The sequence below is a fragment of the Peribacillus sp. P4_B1 genome (assembly GCF_056402395.1).
Genome location: NZ_JBFUHM010000039.1, coordinates 28,744 through 45,341, shown reverse-complemented (window position 1 = coordinate 45,341; position 16,598 = coordinate 28,744). Strand labels below are relative to the sequence as shown.

General features: G+C 40.4%; 15 protein-coding genes and 1 pseudogene. All 16 read left to right on the top strand.

Annotation, left to right across the window (positions count from 1 at the left end; genetic code table 11):
- Positions 1 to 144, top strand: a pseudogene (locus AC1DVK_RS19640) (group II intron reverse transcriptase/maturase); the annotation flags it as partial.
- Between the two features lie 235 nt (positions 145 to 379).
- Positions 380 to 1,660, top strand: coding sequence for an EF-P 5-aminopentanol modification-associated protein YfmF (gene yfmF / locus AC1DVK_RS19635; RefSeq protein ID WP_410860325.1), 1,281 nt, complete (start codon positions 380 to 382; stop codon positions 1,658 to 1,660).
- Positions 1,660 to 2,946, top strand: coding sequence for an EF-P 5-aminopentanol modification-associated protein YfmH (gene yfmH / locus AC1DVK_RS19630; RefSeq protein WP_477627190.1), 1,287 nt, complete (start codon positions 1,660 to 1,662; stop codon positions 2,944 to 2,946). Before yfmF ends, yfmH begins: the two co-directional genes overlap by 1 nt.
- 19 nt (positions 2,947 to 2,965) lie before the next feature.
- A complete protein-coding gene (gene ymfI / locus AC1DVK_RS19625) occupies positions 2,966 to 3,691 on the top strand; it encodes an elongation factor P 5-aminopentanone reductase (RefSeq protein WP_089364413.1) in 726 nt (241 codons plus the stop codon).
- An 81-nt stretch (positions 3,692 to 3,772) separates the two neighbouring features.
- Positions 3,773 to 4,030 carry a DUF3243 domain-containing protein gene (locus tag AC1DVK_RS19620; protein ID WP_061462470.1) on the top strand — a complete coding sequence of 86 codons (258 nt, stop codon included), beginning with the start codon at positions 3,773 to 3,775 and terminating at the stop codon, positions 4,028 to 4,030.
- A gap of 243 nt (positions 4,031 to 4,273) precedes the next feature.
- On the top strand, positions 4,274 to 5,065 hold the full coding sequence (locus tag AC1DVK_RS19615) for a DUF3388 domain-containing protein (RefSeq protein ID WP_061462471.1): 792 nt from the start codon (positions 4,274 to 4,276) through the stop codon (positions 5,063 to 5,065).
- Positions 5,066 to 5,073: 8 nt separating this feature from the next.
- Entirely contained in the window at positions 5,074 to 5,982 is a 909-nt protein-coding gene (locus AC1DVK_RS19610; protein ID WP_410860327.1) for a helix-turn-helix domain-containing protein, read from the top strand.
- Between the two features lie 160 nt (positions 5,983 to 6,142).
- Entirely contained in the window at positions 6,143 to 6,727 is a 585-nt protein-coding gene (gene pgsA, locus AC1DVK_RS19605; protein WP_034313524.1) for a CDP-diacylglycerol--glycerol-3-phosphate 3-phosphatidyltransferase, read from the top strand.
- 22 nt (positions 6,728 to 6,749) lie between these two features.
- Positions 6,750 to 7,982 carry a competence/damage-inducible protein A gene (locus AC1DVK_RS19600; protein ID WP_061466024.1) on the top strand — a complete coding sequence of 411 codons (1,233 nt, stop codon included), beginning with the start codon at positions 6,750 to 6,752 and terminating at the stop codon, positions 7,980 to 7,982.
- Between the two features lie 346 nt (positions 7,983 to 8,328).
- Complete coding sequence (recA, locus tag AC1DVK_RS19595; RefSeq protein ID WP_061462474.1) at positions 8,329 to 9,375, top strand: recombinase RecA; 1,047 nt, start codon at positions 8,329 to 8,331, stop codon at positions 9,373 to 9,375.
- A 349-nt stretch (positions 9,376 to 9,724) separates the two neighbouring features.
- Positions 9,725 to 11,284, top strand: a complete 1,560-nt coding sequence (gene rny / locus AC1DVK_RS19590) for a ribonuclease Y (RefSeq protein WP_477627189.1) — start codon at positions 9,725 to 9,727, stop codon at positions 11,282 to 11,284.
- A 157-nt stretch (positions 11,285 to 11,441) separates the two neighbouring features.
- Positions 11,442 to 12,239: a TIGR00282 family metallophosphoesterase gene (locus tag AC1DVK_RS19585; protein WP_089364416.1), complete on the top strand. Its 798-nt coding sequence runs from the start codon at positions 11,442 to 11,444 to the stop codon at positions 12,237 to 12,239.
- 181 nt (positions 12,240 to 12,420) lie between these two features.
- Positions 12,421 to 12,681: a stage V sporulation protein SpoVS gene (spoVS, locus tag AC1DVK_RS19580; RefSeq protein WP_477627188.1), complete on the top strand. Its 261-nt coding sequence runs from the start codon at positions 12,421 to 12,423 to the stop codon at positions 12,679 to 12,681.
- Between the two features lie 137 nt (positions 12,682 to 12,818).
- A complete protein-coding gene (locus tag AC1DVK_RS19575) occupies positions 12,819 to 13,754 on the top strand; it encodes a dipeptidase (protein ID WP_061462477.1) in 936 nt (311 codons plus the stop codon).
- A 217-nt stretch (positions 13,755 to 13,971) separates the two neighbouring features.
- The gene (locus AC1DVK_RS19570) at positions 13,972 to 15,729 is read left to right on the top strand and encodes a 2-oxoacid:acceptor oxidoreductase subunit alpha (protein WP_061462478.1); all 1,758 of its coding nucleotides are present in this window, start codon (positions 13,972 to 13,974) and stop codon (positions 15,727 to 15,729) included.
- On the top strand, positions 15,716 to 16,582 hold the full coding sequence (locus tag AC1DVK_RS19565; RefSeq protein WP_057913339.1) for a 2-oxoacid:ferredoxin oxidoreductase subunit beta: 867 nt from the start codon (positions 15,716 to 15,718) through the stop codon (positions 16,580 to 16,582). Before AC1DVK_RS19570 ends, AC1DVK_RS19565 begins: the two co-directional genes overlap by 14 nt.
- The last annotated feature ends 16 nt before the right edge of the window (positions 16,583 to 16,598 follow it).

Here is a 16,598-nt window from a genome sequence, read left to right as displayed (position 1 = left end):
GCATATGAATGGGGAAATAGCAGAAAGGGTTATTGGCGCATAGCGCATAGTCCTATTCTAGACAAAACCCTTAATAATGTTTATTGGCTCCATCATGGGTTAGTAAATCTATATGAACGATATACAAAACTACGTCAGACTTAAACTGAACCGCCGTATACCGAACGGTACGTACGGTGGTGTGAGAGGTCGGAGGCTAGGCGCCTCCTCCTACTCGATTTTTGTTTAAGCAAAAGATCGGGCTGATAAAACAAAAAAAGTAGCTGTAACTTGCATGATTTTTCCTTTCACATGTATATTTTAAGTAGATGTTTAAAAGGGTCCCGATCTACAAACAATAAGCTAATAAAGGTGATTTATATAATGAGGAGGATTATTCATGTCTATTGCTTCCGATACAATTACGGAAAAAAACGGCTACAGGCTTCATGTGGTCCGTACGGATAAATATAAAACGAATACTCTCGTGCTGAAAATGAAAGCCCCGCTTACAAAAGAGGACGTTACATATCGTGCATTGTTGCCATATGTGTTACAAAGCAATACAAATAAATATCCTACAACACCCGAGCTTCGTTCGTATCTTGATGATTTATACGGGGCTGGGTTTTATGTCGATGTAGTTAAAAAAGGTGAATATCAAATCATAAGTTTCACGATCGATATCGTCAATGAAAAATTCCTTAGTGATTCAACGCCGCTTCTCGAAAAGGCTTTTGGATTATTATCTGAGGTGATCTTTAATCCGAAGAAGAATGGCGAAGCCTTTGACCCCAAAACCGTTTCCAATGAAATCCGTTCTTTAAAACAGCGGATTCAATCCATTTCCGATGATAAAATGCGTTATTCAGCAACACGGCTTGTAGAGGAAATGTGCAAAAATGAACCATATGCTTTAGAAGCTAGCGGTAATCTGCAAGACTTGGAAACGATAACGCCTGAGTCACTTTTCGCTTATTATAAAAAAATGCTGACTGAGGATGAAATCGATTTATATGTGATCGGTGACATCGATGAATCAGAAGTGGGGGCTCTAGCTGACAAGTATGTATCACTGAAAGAACGAATGCCGGTGAATATGACAAGGATTACGGGTAATGAAGTGGAGAAGGAAAAAGAAATCATTGAAAACTCGGATGTGAAACAAGGGAAATTGAATATCGGTTATCGAACCCATGTTGCATACGGTGATCCGGATTATTATGCTCTTCAGCTATTCAATGGGATTTTTGGCGGATTTTCACATTCGAAGCTTTTCATTAATGTCAGGGAGAAAGCAAGCCTTGCTTATTATGCAGCTTCAAGGCTAGAAAGTCATAAAGGTCTATTAATGGTCATGGCCGGCATTGAAAATGCCAACTACAAGCAGGCATTGGAAATCATTCATGCACAAATGAAGGAAATGAAGCAAGGGAACTTTTCCGAAGAAGAACTGGCACAGACGAAGGCGGTCGTTAAGAACCAACTCCTTGAAACCATTGACGTTTCGAGAGGACTTGTGGAAATTTTATATCATAATGTGGTTTCCGGGCAGGATATATCACTCGATGAGTGGTTTGCCAAAACAGAGCGGACGACAAAGGAAGAAATCATTGCAGTGGGTCAAAAGATTCAGCTTGATACGATTTATTTTCTAACAGAAGAGGAGGTGCAAGGGTAATGGAGAAAATAGCATTCAATCAATTGAAGGAAGAACTTTTTCATGAAAAAATGGATAATGGCCTCGAAGTATATATTCTTCCGAAAAGTGGGTTCAATAAATCATTTGCAACGTTTACGACGAATTATGGTTCAATCGACAACCATTTCAAACCCTTGAATCAAACGGAATTCTCGAAAGTACCTGATGGAATTGCACATTTTCTTGAACATAAGCTTTTTGAAAAGGAAGATGGCGATGTTTTTCAGCAATTCTCAAAACAGGGAGCTTCTGCAAATGCTTTTACTTCTTTCACCCGTACAGCTTATTTGTTTTCAAGCACGTCCGATTTCGATAGGAATCTAACGACCTTAATCGACTTTGTCCAGGAGCCTTACTTTTCAGAAAAGACGGTAGAGAAGGAAAAAGGAATCATTGGGCAGGAGATCAATATGTATGATGATAATTCAGACTGGAGGCTGTATTTCGGGACGATAGCCAACATGTATCATCATCATCCAGTGAAAATTGATATTGCTGGTACTGTGGAATCCATTGCTGATATTACGAAAGATATGCTTTACGAATGTTATAATACGTTTTATCATCCAAGCAACATGCTCCTATTCATTGTAGGACCGGTAGATGTCGAAAGTACGATGAAGCTGATTCGGAATAATCAAAATAATAAAGACTATTACCAACAGCCTGAGGTGGAACGTAAATTTGATCAAGAGCCGGAAACCGTTGCCAAGGATAAAGAAATCTTAAAAATGAATGTTCATACACCAAAAGTGATGCTGGGCATCAAGGCCATCAATGTTAACCAAACCGGTTTAAAGCTTTTGAAAAGGGAATTGGCGGCTAATATTTATTTGGAAATGCTGTTTGGCAAAAGTTCACCATTGCATGAGGAGCTATACGAGAAAGGGTTGATCGATCAAAGCTTCTCTTATGATTATACTCAGGAGCAAGGTTTTGGGTTTGCGTTAATTGGCGGGGACAGTGCAAAACCTGATGAATTGACGGAGTCTTTATTTAGTATCCTGGAAAAATCTAAAGCCGGAACCGGCTTGAATGAAGAAAGCCTGCAAAGGACGATCAAGAAAAAAATCGGTTCTTTCCTTCGTTCTCTGAATTCGCCGGAATATATAGCGAATCAATTCACCAGGTACGCATTCAATGATATGAACTTGTTCGATGTGGTATCGGTTTTAGAAAAACTAACGATTGAAGATATAAGGGAGATCGCCAAGGACTTGATATCCGATGAACGGATGACTGTCTGCCAGGTACATCCTAAATAATATAAAAGGGGGCGGGAATGTGGGGAAACGTTTTGCCCTTATTACTGGAGCCAGCGGAGGAATCGGCAAGGAAATCGCTATAAAGCTCGCCGAGGAAAATTATTCACTTTATCTACATTATAACAGCAATGAAGAAGCGGTCCTTGAACTAATTGAAGAACTGAAGCCTCATCAAGTCGAACTTATTCCTGTTCAAGCGGATTTGGCTACACCGTACGGCTATAAGAAATTGGCGGAAAATATTTTCGCCCTTCATGCAATCGTCCTTAATAGTGGGAATAGCTATTATGGGCTCATATCGGACATGGATGAGAAAATCGTAAATGAAATGGTCCAGCTGCATGTAACGAGCCCTTTCCAATTAACAAAGGAACTGCTTCCGAAGCTGATGTACCAAGAACAGGCCGCTATTGTTGCGGTCACATCGATTTGGGGGCAGACGGGTGCATCCTGTGAAGTATTATATTCCATGGTCAAAGGCAGTCAAAATGCTTTTATCAAGGCGCTCAGCAAAGAAGTATCCCTTAATGGAATCCGGGTGAATGCCGTTGCCCCAGGAGCGATTTCCACTTCCATGCTCGAATCTTTCAGTGCAGAAGACTTGGAAATCATCAAAGGTGATATCCCAATGGGCAGGATGGGTAATTCAAAAGAAGTCGCCGAGGCCGTATACTATTTGCTTTCTGACAAGTCATCTTATATCACCGGACAAATTTTAGGAGTAAATGGTGGATGGTACACATGATTTTTTTAAAGACATGTATAATTTCCCCGATTCCTTCACAAAATATCTATGTACTATTTTGAAAGGAAAGGGTGACCATACATGTCTGTACTAGACAATTGGGATCAATGGAAAAATTTCTTAGGCGACAGATTAAATCAAGGTGAACAACAAGGTTTGTCAGATGGTGCTGTTACCGACTTGGCTTTCGAAATCGGTGATTACCTTGCGAAGCAAGTTGAGCCCCAGAATGAACAACAGAGAGTACTTGCTGATCTTTGGTCAGTTGCAAGCGATCAAGAAAAACATGCCATGGCAAGCGTTATGGTTAAGTTAGTCGAGAACAATGGAACAAGGTAAAAAATATCAATCCAAAGGCCCTGTTATTATTTAACAGGGCCTTTGGATTGATATTGATCACAATTTATCCCCATATATAAAAATGAATACTTTTTATAGGGTTTTTCCTTTTAACTTATCACGAAATGCTATATTATAGAAGCTAGACAATAATAACTAATGGGTGCAGACCTTTAAATTTACGATGGATAAGTTTTGCCCCTAATTTTAGGGTAAAAGCTTTTAGGCTTAAGGAGTGTTATCGTGGAGAATAAAGAATGGTATTTTGAATATGAAATTCAAGTCAACCGTCCAGGTTTATTAGGGGATATTTCATCCCTGCTGGGTATGCTGTCCATCAATATCATCACTATTAACGGGGTCGATGAAGGCAGGCGTGGTTTACTTTTGATGGCGAAAGATAGCCGTAACATAGAAAGATTCGAATCAATCCTCCATACGATGGATACGATAAAGGTCATTAAGCTTAGGGAACCTAAATTGCGTGACCGTCTCGCTGTCAGGCATGGAAGGTATATTCAGCGCGATGCTGATGAGAAAAACACCTTTAGGTTTGTACGTGATGAACTAGGCTTACTTGTCGATTTCTTGGCCGAGCTATTTAAACAGGAAGGTCATAAATTAATCGGGATACGAGGTATGCCACGTGTCGGAAAAACTGAATCTATCGTAGCCTCGAGTGTTTGTGCTAATAAGAGATGGTTGTTTGTGTCATCGACCCTTTTAAAGCAGACTATTCGCAGTCAGCTTATTGATGATGAATATAATAATGATAATTTGTTCATTTTAGATGGAATTGTTTCCACACGCCGTGCAAATGAGCGTCATTGGCAGCTGATTCGCGAAATCATGAGGCTTGATGCGGTTAAAGTCATCGAACATCCGGATGTTTTTGTCCAAAATACGGAGTATACTCTCGAAGACTTTGATTATATTATTGAATTGCGAAACAATCCAGATGAAGAAATAACATATGAAGTTGTCGACCAAAAAGACCAGTTTTCAGGGTCCAATTTTGGCTCCTTTGACTTTTAAAATGGCAGGTGTTTTATTTGACTGAGTTAGGTAATCGATTAAAGGAAGCTAGGGAAGCCAAAAGGCTTAGCCTAGAAGATTTACAGGAATTAACGAAGATTCAAAAGCGTTACCTGATTGGCATTGAAGAGGGAAATTACAGTATGATGCCTGGAAAGTTCTATGTACGGGCATTCATAAAGCAATATTGTGAAGCGGTCGGGCTGGATTCAGAAGAGATTTTCGAACAATATAAGAGTGAAGTGCCTTCAGTCTATAGCGAGGAATTGCCAGAACAGCTTTCAAGGGTCCAATCCCGGAAAACGATGCCGGCAGGGAATTCCAAGGTTGTAGAAATGTTACCTAAGGTCCTGGCTGCCGTTTTAGTCATTGGTGCGGCTGTATTGATATGGGTCCTGGTATCGAACTATATGAGTAAGCCGGATATTGATGATAAAAAGGGCGCTAAACAGAGCGAAGCCGTGGGTTACAATAAAAGTGATGGATTTAATGAAGAAAAAGAGAATCCAGACAAGAAACAGAATGATGTAAAAGCAGATTCATCTGATAAGAAGAATGAAGATGATTCAAATGTTAAAGATGAAAAGAAAGAGCAAAAGCTTGCCGTCATCAGTTCCAGCGGTAAAAATAGTACGTATGAATTGAAAAATACGGATACCTTTAAATTAAAGGTGACTTCCAAAGGCTCACCATGGGTAGGCATAAAAAATGGTGAAGGTAAATTACTATTCCAGGGCACCATCGACAATAATGAGAGCCAGGAAATTGATTTCACCAATGAAAAAGAAGCTGTCATCAATATTGGCAGAGCGTATGAAACTGAAATTTTTGTAAATGATGAGAAGCTGGAGTATTCTATTTCACCGACTGAAGTGAATACGCAATTGGTAACGATACAATTTACGAAAGCCGAATAGTCATCTTATAGATGACTATTTTTTCTCTATACAATATTAAGACCGGGTTTTGCTCTGCCTGGCATAAGATTGGTTTTGAGTTAAATTATACATATAAGCATTATTTTAGATCTATAACGCATTGCCCTAAAGGCAGGCGTAAATTTTGGAGGTAAAAGTTTTGAATCTGCCTAATAAGATTACAGTAGCAAGAATCTGTTTAATACCAGTATTTTTAATCATCATGCTCGTTCCTTTTTCTTGGGGGACGCTGACTTGGGGAGAATACAGTTTGCCAGTGGCACATTTAGCTGGTGCCATCCTCTTTATCATCGCTTCTACTACTGATTGGATCGATGGCCATTTTGCCAGGAAATATAATATGATTACTGATTTAGGGAAATTTTTAGATCCATTGGCTGATAAGCTTCTGGTTTCGGCTGCCCTAATTGTATTGGTTGATCTGGATTTAATGTACGGTCAGTCTTGGATTGCTATCGTGATCATTAGTCGTGAATTTGCAGTGACCGGTTTGCGTTTGGTACTGGCGGGTACAGGGGAAGTGGTTGCAGCGAACCAGCTTGGTAAAATTAAAACATGGGCACAAATTGTTTCTATTTCGGCATTATTGCTGCATAACCTTCCATTTGCCCTCATTTCTCTTCCGTTTGCTAATATCGCATTATGGATTGCATTGATCTTTACAATATGGTCAGGTTTGGATTATTTTATAAAAAACAAAGAAGTATTTGTTAATTCCAAGTAAAACGAATGGTGGTTTTGAAAAGATGGATGCAGAAATCATTGCAGTGGGCTCTGAGCTTCTTTTAGGACAAATCAATAACACTAATGGGAGATTCCTATCGCAGCAGTTTGCGGAAATGGGAATCAATGTTTTTTACCATACTGTAGTCGGGGATAACGACCGTCGTTTACAACAAGCTATAGAAATCGCTGAATCAAGGGCGAACTTGATCGTCTTTACAGGTGGACTAGGACCTACCAAAGATGATTTAACGAAGGAAACGATTGCTCGCCATATAGGGAAAAAGCTCGTTTTTAATGATGAGGCTTTGCAATCCATTGAAGCTTACTTCCAAAAACGGGACCGGCCGATGACGGAAAACAACAAGAAGCAGGCCCTTGTATTGGAGGGCAGTGAAGTGTTGGCGAACGATCATGGCATGGCACCGGGAATGGTCTTGTCCAAATCTGGGATTACATATATGCTTCTACCTGGTCCGCCAAGTGAAATGGAGCCGATGTTTTTAAGTTATGGTTATGAATCGATCATGAATAAATTGGATAAGCACGAACGGATCGATTCCAAGGTTCTTCGGTTCTACGGGATAGGTGAAGCCGAACTGGAAACGGTTATTGAAGATCTTCTTGTCAATCAAACGAATCCGACAATTGCTCCTCTGGCAGCCGAAGGGGAAGTGACGTTAAGGATTACCGCTAAAGACTCATCCAAAGAAAAATGCGAAGAGCTTATTTTAGAATCGGAAAAAGAAATCCTTAGCCGGGTAGGTAAGTTCTATTATGGAAGTGATAATACTTCGCTAATAAAGGAACTTGTAAAAGAATTAACGGTCCGCAAACTTTCAATCGCGGCAGCCGAAAGCTTGACAGGTGGAATGTTCCAAGAACAGCTGACAACCATCCCGGGGGCCGGTAAAGTTTTCAAAGGCGGCATTGTCAGTTATACGAATGATGCAAAGTCAAATGTACTTGGCGTCAGTGATGATACCATCTCAGAGCACGGGGTGGTCAGCGGTGAGTGTGCAATGGAAATGGCCTCTAATGTCCGGAAAAAGCTCGATGCAGACGTAGGCATAAGCTTTACGGGTGTCGCAGGACCGGATGAACAGGAAGGCAAGCCTGTTGGTACAGTATTCATTGGCATTTCTTATCGGGATGGAAAGACTCATTTCAAAGAATTGAATCTTTCCGGAAGCAGGGCGCAGAACCGTATTCGCAGTGTGAAGTACGGCTGTCATTACCTGTTAAGGGATTTATAAACGCTGAAGCAGAGCTTTTTACGGCTCTGCTTTTTTATTTGGTTGAAAAAGTTTGTTTCTTGAAAAAACGGGGAAAAAGAAAAAAGTTAATTCAAAGAAAAAAGTTTTTAAAGTGAGTATGTGAATGGAAATGGGGATTTCCTCAAGATAAAATGGTTTTTTATAAAGAATATCCCGAAAGAAAAAAACGAATGAATGTTCGACTTTTTGCTTGGCAAAATAGTAAAAAGAGTATATAGTAAAGATAGGTTTTGAGACAGGATACAACCTTGATCTCAAATAATTGCTAACGTTAGAAAACCTTTAATCGGACAGCCGATTATTTGAATATAGAGGAGGAAATTGAGTGAGTGATCGTCAAGCGGCTTTAGATATGGCGTTAAAACAAATTGAAAAACAATTTGGTAAAGGTTCTATTATGAAACTTGGGGAACAGTCTGATCGAAGGATTTCAACGATTTCAAGCGGTTCTTTAGCATTGGACGTAGCATTGGGAGTAGGCGGATATCCAAGAGGTCGGGTCATTGAGATATATGGACCTGAAAGCTCCGGTAAAACGACTGTTGCATTACATGCTATTGCAGAAGTACAAAAGACTGGTGGCACGGCTGCATTCATTGATGCTGAGCATGCTCTAGATCCAGCATATTCAGAAAAACTTGGTGTGAATATTGATGAGCTACTGCTTTCACAGCCTGATACGGGTGAACAAGCCTTAGAGATCGCCGAAGCGTTAGTTCGAAGTGGAGCGGTAGATATCATAGTCATTGATTCGGTTGCCGCACTTGTTCCTAAAGCTGAAATCGAAGGTGAAATGGGAGATTCCCATATGGGTCTTCAAGCACGGATGATGTCTCAGGCACTTAGAAAACTGTCTGGTGCCATTAATAAATCAAACACCATTGCCATTTTCATTAACCAAGTCCGTGAAAAAATTGGTGTAATGTTTGGGAACCCAGAAACGACTCCGGGAGGCCGGGCATTGAAGTTCTATTCAACTGTTCGCCTGGAAGTGCGTCGTGCGGAACAATTAAAACAAGGTAATGAAATTGTCGGTAATAAAACTAAAATCAAAGTTGTAAAAAACAAGGTTGCCCCTCCATTCCGTCAAGCAGAAGTTGATATCATGTATGGTCAAGGGATTTCTCAGGAAGGTGAAATCATCGATATGGGTGCAGATCTTGATATCGTCCTTAAAAGCGGCTCATGGTACTCATATAATGAAGAGCGTGTCGGACAAGGCCGCGAAAATGCGAAGCTGTTCTTAAAAGAAAATCAGGATATCGCTCTGGAAATTTCTCAGAAAATCAGAGATCACTATAATCTTGATGGAGAACATGAATTGCCACCAGAGGAAAATGAAACAGAAGAACATTTTGAATTACTTGATTAATGGTAGGAAGAGGCCTAAGCTTGATAGCTTAGGCCTTTTCTATATATTGTGAGAAAAATGTGAAATTTCCAGCGGGTTAAATGGCTGTGAAAACGGATTTACAGACATTTTCCATAATGAATGCTGTACTTAATGGTGGTTCATATAAAGAAAACTTGAATAATCATTGATACATAAGGGACAAACGCTTGACAATAAAAATTCTCAACTATACAATTAATATGTATATTTTACAATTTTTCAAACTAAAATTTTGAAAATTAAGTGCTGTATATTGAATTTAGTGCAATGTACTTGCCGACAGTTCAACATTTTATGTAAAAAGTTCATAGCAAGGGGAGGTGAAACGATGGAACCCATGACAATCATCTTCACTTTGCTTGGCCTAATCGTCGGTGCAGTTGTTGGTTATTTTATTCACAAATCAAAATTTGAGAGTAAAATAGCAGGGGCAAAGGGCTCTGCAGAACACATCCTTGAGGATGCAAAACGTGAAGCGGAAGCTCTTAAGAAAGAAGCCTTGTTGGAAGCAAAAGATGAAATTCATAAAGTTCGTTCTGATTCTGATCGGGAATCCCGTGAAAGAAGGAACGAATTACAAAAACAAGAAAATCGGTTATTGCAAAGAGAAGAGAATCTGGACCGAAAGGATGAAACGTTAGACAAACGTGAAAGCCTTTTGGAGAAAAAAGAAGATTCTCTAAACCAAAGACAACAGCATATTGAAGAGATGGAAAGCAAAGTGGAAGAGACGGTTCGTAAGCAGCAAAATGAGCTTGAACGTGTTTCCGGTTTAACTCGAGAAGAAGCTAAAGCAATCATTATAGACCGAATGGAAAACGAACTGGCTCACGATGTAGCGCTTATGATTAAAGAAAGTGATACCCGTGCCAAAGAAGAAGCTGATAAAAAAGCAAAAGAAGTTCTTTCTCTTGCCATTCAGCGTTGTGCGGCTGATCATGTTGCAGAAACCACCGTTTCTGTAGTGAATCTTCCAAACGATGAAATGAAAGGACGGATAATCGGACGTGAAGGACGAAATATCCGGACGTTAGAAACGCTAACAGGTATTGACCTTATTATTGATGATACTCCTGAAGCTGTCATTTTATCTGGATTTGATCCAATTAGACGGGAAACGGCACGCTTGGCTCTTGAAAAACTTGTTCAGGACGGACGGATCCATCCGGCTCGAATTGAAGAAATGGTTGACAAGGCAAGACGTGAGGTGGATGAACATATTCGTGAAATTGGTGAACAAACAACTTTTGAAGTTGGAGTTCACGGTCTCCATCCAGATCTTATCAAAATACTAGGACGTTTGAAGTTCCGTACAAGTTATGGGCAAAACGTACTTAAGCATTCAATTGAAGTGGCCCAGCTTTCAGGTTTACTGGCCGCAGAGCTTGGTGAGGATGAAGTTCTTGCCCGCCGTGCAGGTTTATTGCATGATATTGGGAAAGCGATTGATCATGAAGTGGAAGGCAGTCACGTTGAAATTGGCGTTGAATTAGCAACCAAATATAAAGAGCATCCAACTGTCATTAACAGCATCGCTTCCCATCATGGTGATACTGAACCAACTTCCATCATTTCAGTGCTTGTGGCTGCCGCTGATGCATTATCAGCTGCAAGACCGGGTGCTAGAAGTGAAACGCTTGAAAATTACATTAGAAGACTTGAAAAACTTGAGGAGATTTCCGAATCCTATGATGGAGTGGAAAAATCATTTGCGATTCAAGCCGGACGAGAAGTACGGATTCTAGTGAAACCAGAGCAAATCGATGACCTTTCGGCCCATCGACTCGCTCGTGATATCCGAAAAAGGATTGAAGAAGAGCTCGATTACCCAGGTCATATAAAAGTCACGGTCATCCGTGAAACAAGAGCAGTCGAATACGCCAAATAAATTGATAATGAAAGACGAAGTGGTGCAAACCACTTCGTTTTTTCTTTTTCTAATATTAATCGATAAGCATGATTCCTATAATGACACCATGTTATGTTACAATACATACTTGAATAATCCATATCATAATAAATGTGAATCTAGAAAGGGTTTTACAATGAAATTGCTATTTATTGGGGATGTCGTAGGATCTCCTGGTCGTGATATGATCCAAGAATACCTTCCTAAGTTAAAAGAAAAGTATCGTCCGCATATCACGGTCATCAACGGGGAAAATGCTGCAAGTGGCCGGGGAATTACAGAAAAGATTTACCGCAGTTTTTTAGAGTGGGGAGCGCAGGCAGTGACCATGGGAAACCATACATGGGATAATCGCGATATTTTCAATTTTATTGATGACGCGAAATATCTCGTCCGGCCAGCGAACTTTCCGGACGGAGCACCTGGCGATGGAATGAAATTTTTAAAATTGAATCAACAGGAAATAGCGGTCATCAATTTGCAGGCTAGAACGTTCATGCCGGATTTGGATTGTCCGTTCAAAAAGGCGGAAGAACTAGTCGCGGAGGCTCAAAAAAGGACCCCAATCATCTTTGTTGATTTTCACGGAGAGGCTACAAGTGAAAAGCAAGCTATGGGGTGGTTCCTGGATGGGAAGGTTACAGCCGTTGTTGGTACACACACACACGTCCAGACAGCCGATAACCGTATTTTACCTGCTGGCACCGCTTACATATCAGATGTAGGCATGACAGGACCGTATGATGGCATCCTTGGTATGGAAAGAGAGGCAGTAATCCATCGGTTCCTAACTAGCCTTCCTGTTCGTTTCGAAGTGCCTAAGGAGGGGCGGACGCTATTAAGTGGGGTTCTCCTTGAAATTGATGATAAAACTGGCAAAGCTAAAAAAATTGAAAGAATACTGATTAACGAAGATCACCCCTTTGATAATTGATTTGAATGGATGGACAGTCAAAATGACTTTCCATCCATTTTCTTTATTCTTTAATAAATGGTGGACAATCCAGGTTTTCTTTGTCATACAAGTTTTACTTGATGAATATAGTAGCAGTGGAAAGTGTTATAACTATTGAGCCAAAGATTATAATCGGCAGGGAAAACAAGGAGGACTAGGAATGGAAATATTAAAGGTTTCAGCAAAATCTAATCCTAATTCTGTAGCAGGCGCACTAGCGGGAGTGCTCAGAGAAAGAGGAGCAGCCGAAATTCAGGCAATCGGTGYAGGTGCGTTAAATCAAGCCGTCAAGGCAGTAGCAATCGCAAGAGGGTTTGTCGCACCTAGTGGAGTTGACTTGATTTGTATTCCTGCCTTTACAGATATACTTATTGATGGCGAAGAACGAACTGCTATAAAGCTAATCATTGAACCAAGATAATTTTATGGGTGGGTGTCCTGTTTGTCGGATGGCGAGCAGGCTCTTTTTTGTCCTGAAATTCAAATGACGAAAAATCGAGATCGCTTTATAATGGAATAATTGATCTCTAAATAGAAAGGGCAGGAAGGGGGATTACATTGGCGATTTTTGATGCACATTGTGATGTGTTGATGAAGATGTTCAAAGATCCGGATATTTCTTTTTTAGATAGTGATAAATTACATATAACAAAGCGGGGGTTATTGGATGAAGGAGGAAAAGTCCAATGTTTTGCGATTTATATTCCAGAGAATGTCCACCCGGATATGAGATTTCAAGCGGCTTTGGCAATGGTGGATATTTTTCATGAAAAGATTTTATCAGAGCCGGAAATGAAATTTATAAAGACCAAAGCAGACATCGATTCTCTAAAAGAAAAGGAAATCGGTGCGATGCTAACCTTAGAGGGATGCGATTGCATTGGAAATGATTTATTGAAACTGAAAACACTAATTCATCTTGGAGTGTCCTCTGTTGGTTTAACTTGGAATTACGCTAACTTGGTAGCAGATGGGGCATTAGAATCAAGAGGGGGCGGATTGACAGGGTTTGGAACGGAGGTGGTCGCGCTTTTGAATGAGAAATCAATTTGGTGTGATTTATCCCATCTATCTGAAGCTGGATTTTGGGACACTTTAAAGAAGGCGAAATTCCCAATTGCCTCCCATTCGAATGCCTATCAGCTTTGTTCGAATCCGCGAAATTTAAAAGACGGCCAGATAAAAGCACTTTTGCAAAAAAATGGAGTGATAGGGGTAACCTTTGTCCCTCAATTCCTATCTAATGGTGAATCGGCTTCGATAAAGGATATCTTGAAACATATAGAACATATATGCAGTTTGGGCGGGGAAAGACAAATTGGATTAGGGTCTGACTTCGATGGAATCGATCATATGGTAGAAAATTTAATGTCATATAAGGATTATCATAATTTTATCAATGAACTCAACATGCTTTATTCAAGTGAGTTCGTAAAAGGTCTCCTTTTTGGTAATTTCACTCGTAATTTTCCGCTTAAACAGGAATTATCTTAAGTGATTTTCAATTCTTACTATATAGATATGAATAAATATTCTGAAAATATAAAAAACAAAAGCAAAAAGGTTGCAATTTAATGATTTAACCGATAGAATTGAAAGCGTTTAGTACACCTTTCCTAAATTAGAACGATTAATTATACATAGTCGAATGTTCTGAAGGGAGGGGCGGTTAAATGCATTTATATACGAACGTCCTAAAGGAGTGTAAGACATGATCAATCAACTTTCATGGAAAGTTGGCGGACAACAAGGTGAAGGTATTGAAAGTACAGGAGAAATATTCTGTATTGCCCTCAATCGCTTAGGTTATTACTTGTATGGCTACCGTCATTTCTCATCCCGAATCAAGGGTGGACACACGAATAACAAAATTCGTGTAAGTACTACGGAAACTCGTGCTATCTCTGATGATTTAGACATCTTAGTTGCTTTTGACCAAGAAACAATTGACGTCAATTATAAAGAATTACATGAGGGTGGCATCATAATCGCAGATGCAAAATTCAAACCTGTCTGCCCAGAAGATACAAAGGCAGAATTATATATTGTTCCATTTACGGAAATAGCAGCCGAATTAGGAACATCTTTAATGAAAAATATGGTCGCTATCGGTGCGACATGTGCTGTTCTAGGAATGGAAATTTCCGTATTCAACGATGTGGTGGATGAAATATTCGGCCGCAAAGGTGAAGAAATCGTAAAGAAGAATATGGAAGCCATTACTGCTGGCTATAAGGCAATGGAAGTGATGCTTGGAGAAAAACTGGGCGCAATGGAGCTTGAAAAAGCAGACGGCCAAAAACGATTGTTCATGATCGGGAACGATGCTATCGCTCTAGGTGCAGTTGCAGGCGGTTGCCGCTTCATGGCCGCTTATCCAATTACTCCAGCCTCGGAAATTATGGAATACCTGATTAAAAAACTTCCTCAATTGGGTGGGACGGTCATACAGACTGAAGATGAAATCGCAGCGGCTACAATGGCGATTGGTGCAAACTATGGTGGTGTACGTGCCATCACTGCTTCAGCTGGACCTGGACTTTCCTTGAAGATGGAAGCGATTGGTTTAGCGGGCATTACCGAGACGCCAATTGTCATTGTCGATACTCAGCGTGGCGGTCCATCTACGGGACTTCCTACAAAACAGGAGCAATCCGATTTAATGGCCATGATTTATGGTACTCATGGTGAAATCCCTAAAATCGTAATGGCTCCAAGTACAGTCGAAGAAGCTTTTTATGATACGGCAGAAGCATTCAATCTTGCAGAGGAATATCAATGTCCAGTTATCGTTTTATCCGATTTACAGCTATCACTAGGTAAACAAACGGTTCAGCCGCTTGATTACAGCAGAGTGGAGATAAGACGCGGTAAATTGGTGGACTTTGAAATTGAAGAGGCTGAAAACAAATCTTACTTCAAGCGTTATAAAGTAACGGAAGACGGGGTCTCACCACGTGTAGTGCCTGGTATGAAAAATGGAATTCACCATGTTACCGGTGTTGAACATGACGAAACGGGCAGACCTTCTGAGACGGCTTTGAATCGTAAAGTGCAAATGGATAAACGGATGCGTAAGCTGAATAACTTAACTAACACATTCCAAACACCAGTATACAAAAACACACCGCATGAAGAAGCGGATTTATTAATTCTTGGTTTTAACTCTACACGCGGAACCATTGATGAAGCGATCGGCCGGTTAGAAACGGATGGAATGAAAGTGAATCATGCGCAAATCCGTTTGATTCATCCTTTCCCGGCTGATGAAGTCCTATCGTTGGTGCAAAGTGCTAAGAAAGTAGTAGTTATTGAAAATAATGCGACTGGACAATTGGCTAATATTATCAAGATGAATGTCGGACATGTTAATAAAATTAAAAGCATCCTAAAATATGATGGCAACCCATTCCTCCCGCATGAAATTCACACACAATGCAAGGAGATGTTCGAATATGGCAACGTTTAAAGAGTTTCGTAATGATGTAAAACCTAACTGGTGTCCTGGCTGCGGAGATTTCTCCGTTCAGGCTGCCATGCAGCGTGCGGCTGCCAATGTAGGATTGGAGCCGGAGAATCTGGCTGTTGTTTCCGGTATCGGCTGTTCAGGACGTATATCCGGTTACATCAAGTCATACGGTTTCCACGGAATCCATGGCCGCTCTCTGCCAATTGCCCAAGGGGTGAAAATGGCCAACCGTGAATTGACCGTTATAGCTTCAGGCGGTGACGGAGATGGTTTTGCAATCGGGATGGGACACACTATTCATGCGATCCGTCGTAATATAGACATTACCTATATTGTCATGGATAACCAAATTTATGGTTTGACAAAAGGCCAGACCTCACCTAGATCTGCTGCTGGATTTAAAACGAAATCCACTCCAGAAGGATCAATAGAACAGGCTGTTTCACCTATGGAATTAGCTTTGTCAGCTGGCGCTACGTTTGTCGCCCAAAGCTTTTCCACTGACTTGAAAGACCTGACAGCGATCATTGAAGCAGGGATAAACCATAAAGGGTTTTCCTTTATCAATGTTTTCTCTCCTTGTGTAACATATAATAAGATTAATACGTATGATTGGTTTAAACAAAACTTAACTAAATTGAACACGATTGAAGGCTATGATTCATCAAATAAAGAACAGGCCATGCAGACTTTGATGAAACATGACAGCCTTGTGACAGGTATTATCTATCAAGACTCTTCACGTCCTTCGTACCAGGAATTAGTGCCAGGGTATGCTGAAAAAGCGTTAAATAAATCCGATTTGACACTGGATCAAGCACACTTTGATAAGCTTGTTGCTGAATTTATGTAAAAGTGAAAAGGTTCGC

What these genes read in the sequence shown, in the direction of transcription:
- AC1DVK_RS19600 (WP_061466024.1), top strand. Translation starts at nt 6,750, where the DNA reads ATGGATGCAGAAATCATTGCAGTGGGCTCTGAGCTTCTTTTAGGACAA.
- AC1DVK_RS19570 (WP_061462478.1), top strand. Translation starts at nt 13,972, where the DNA reads ATGATCAATCAACTTTCATGGAAAGTTGGCGGACAACAAGGTGAAGGT.
- yfmF (WP_410860325.1), top strand. Translation starts at nt 380, where the DNA reads ATGTCTATTGCTTCCGATACAATTACGGAAAAAAACGGCTACAGGCTT.
- AC1DVK_RS19565 (WP_057913339.1), top strand. Translation starts at nt 15,716, where the DNA reads ATGGCAACGTTTAAAGAGTTTCGTAATGATGTAAAACCTAACTGGTGT.
- rny (WP_477627189.1), top strand. Translation starts at nt 9,725, where the DNA reads ATGGAACCCATGACAATCATCTTCACTTTGCTTGGCCTAATCGTCGGT.
- yfmH (WP_477627190.1), top strand. Translation starts at nt 1,660, where the DNA reads ATGGAGAAAATAGCATTCAATCAATTGAAGGAAGAACTTTTTCATGAA.
- AC1DVK_RS19620 (WP_061462470.1), top strand. Translation starts at nt 3,773, where the DNA reads ATGTCTGTACTAGACAATTGGGATCAATGGAAAAATTTCTTAGGCGAC.
- AC1DVK_RS19585 (WP_089364416.1), top strand. Translation starts at nt 11,442, where the DNA reads ATGAAATTGCTATTTATTGGGGATGTCGTAGGATCTCCTGGTCGTGAT.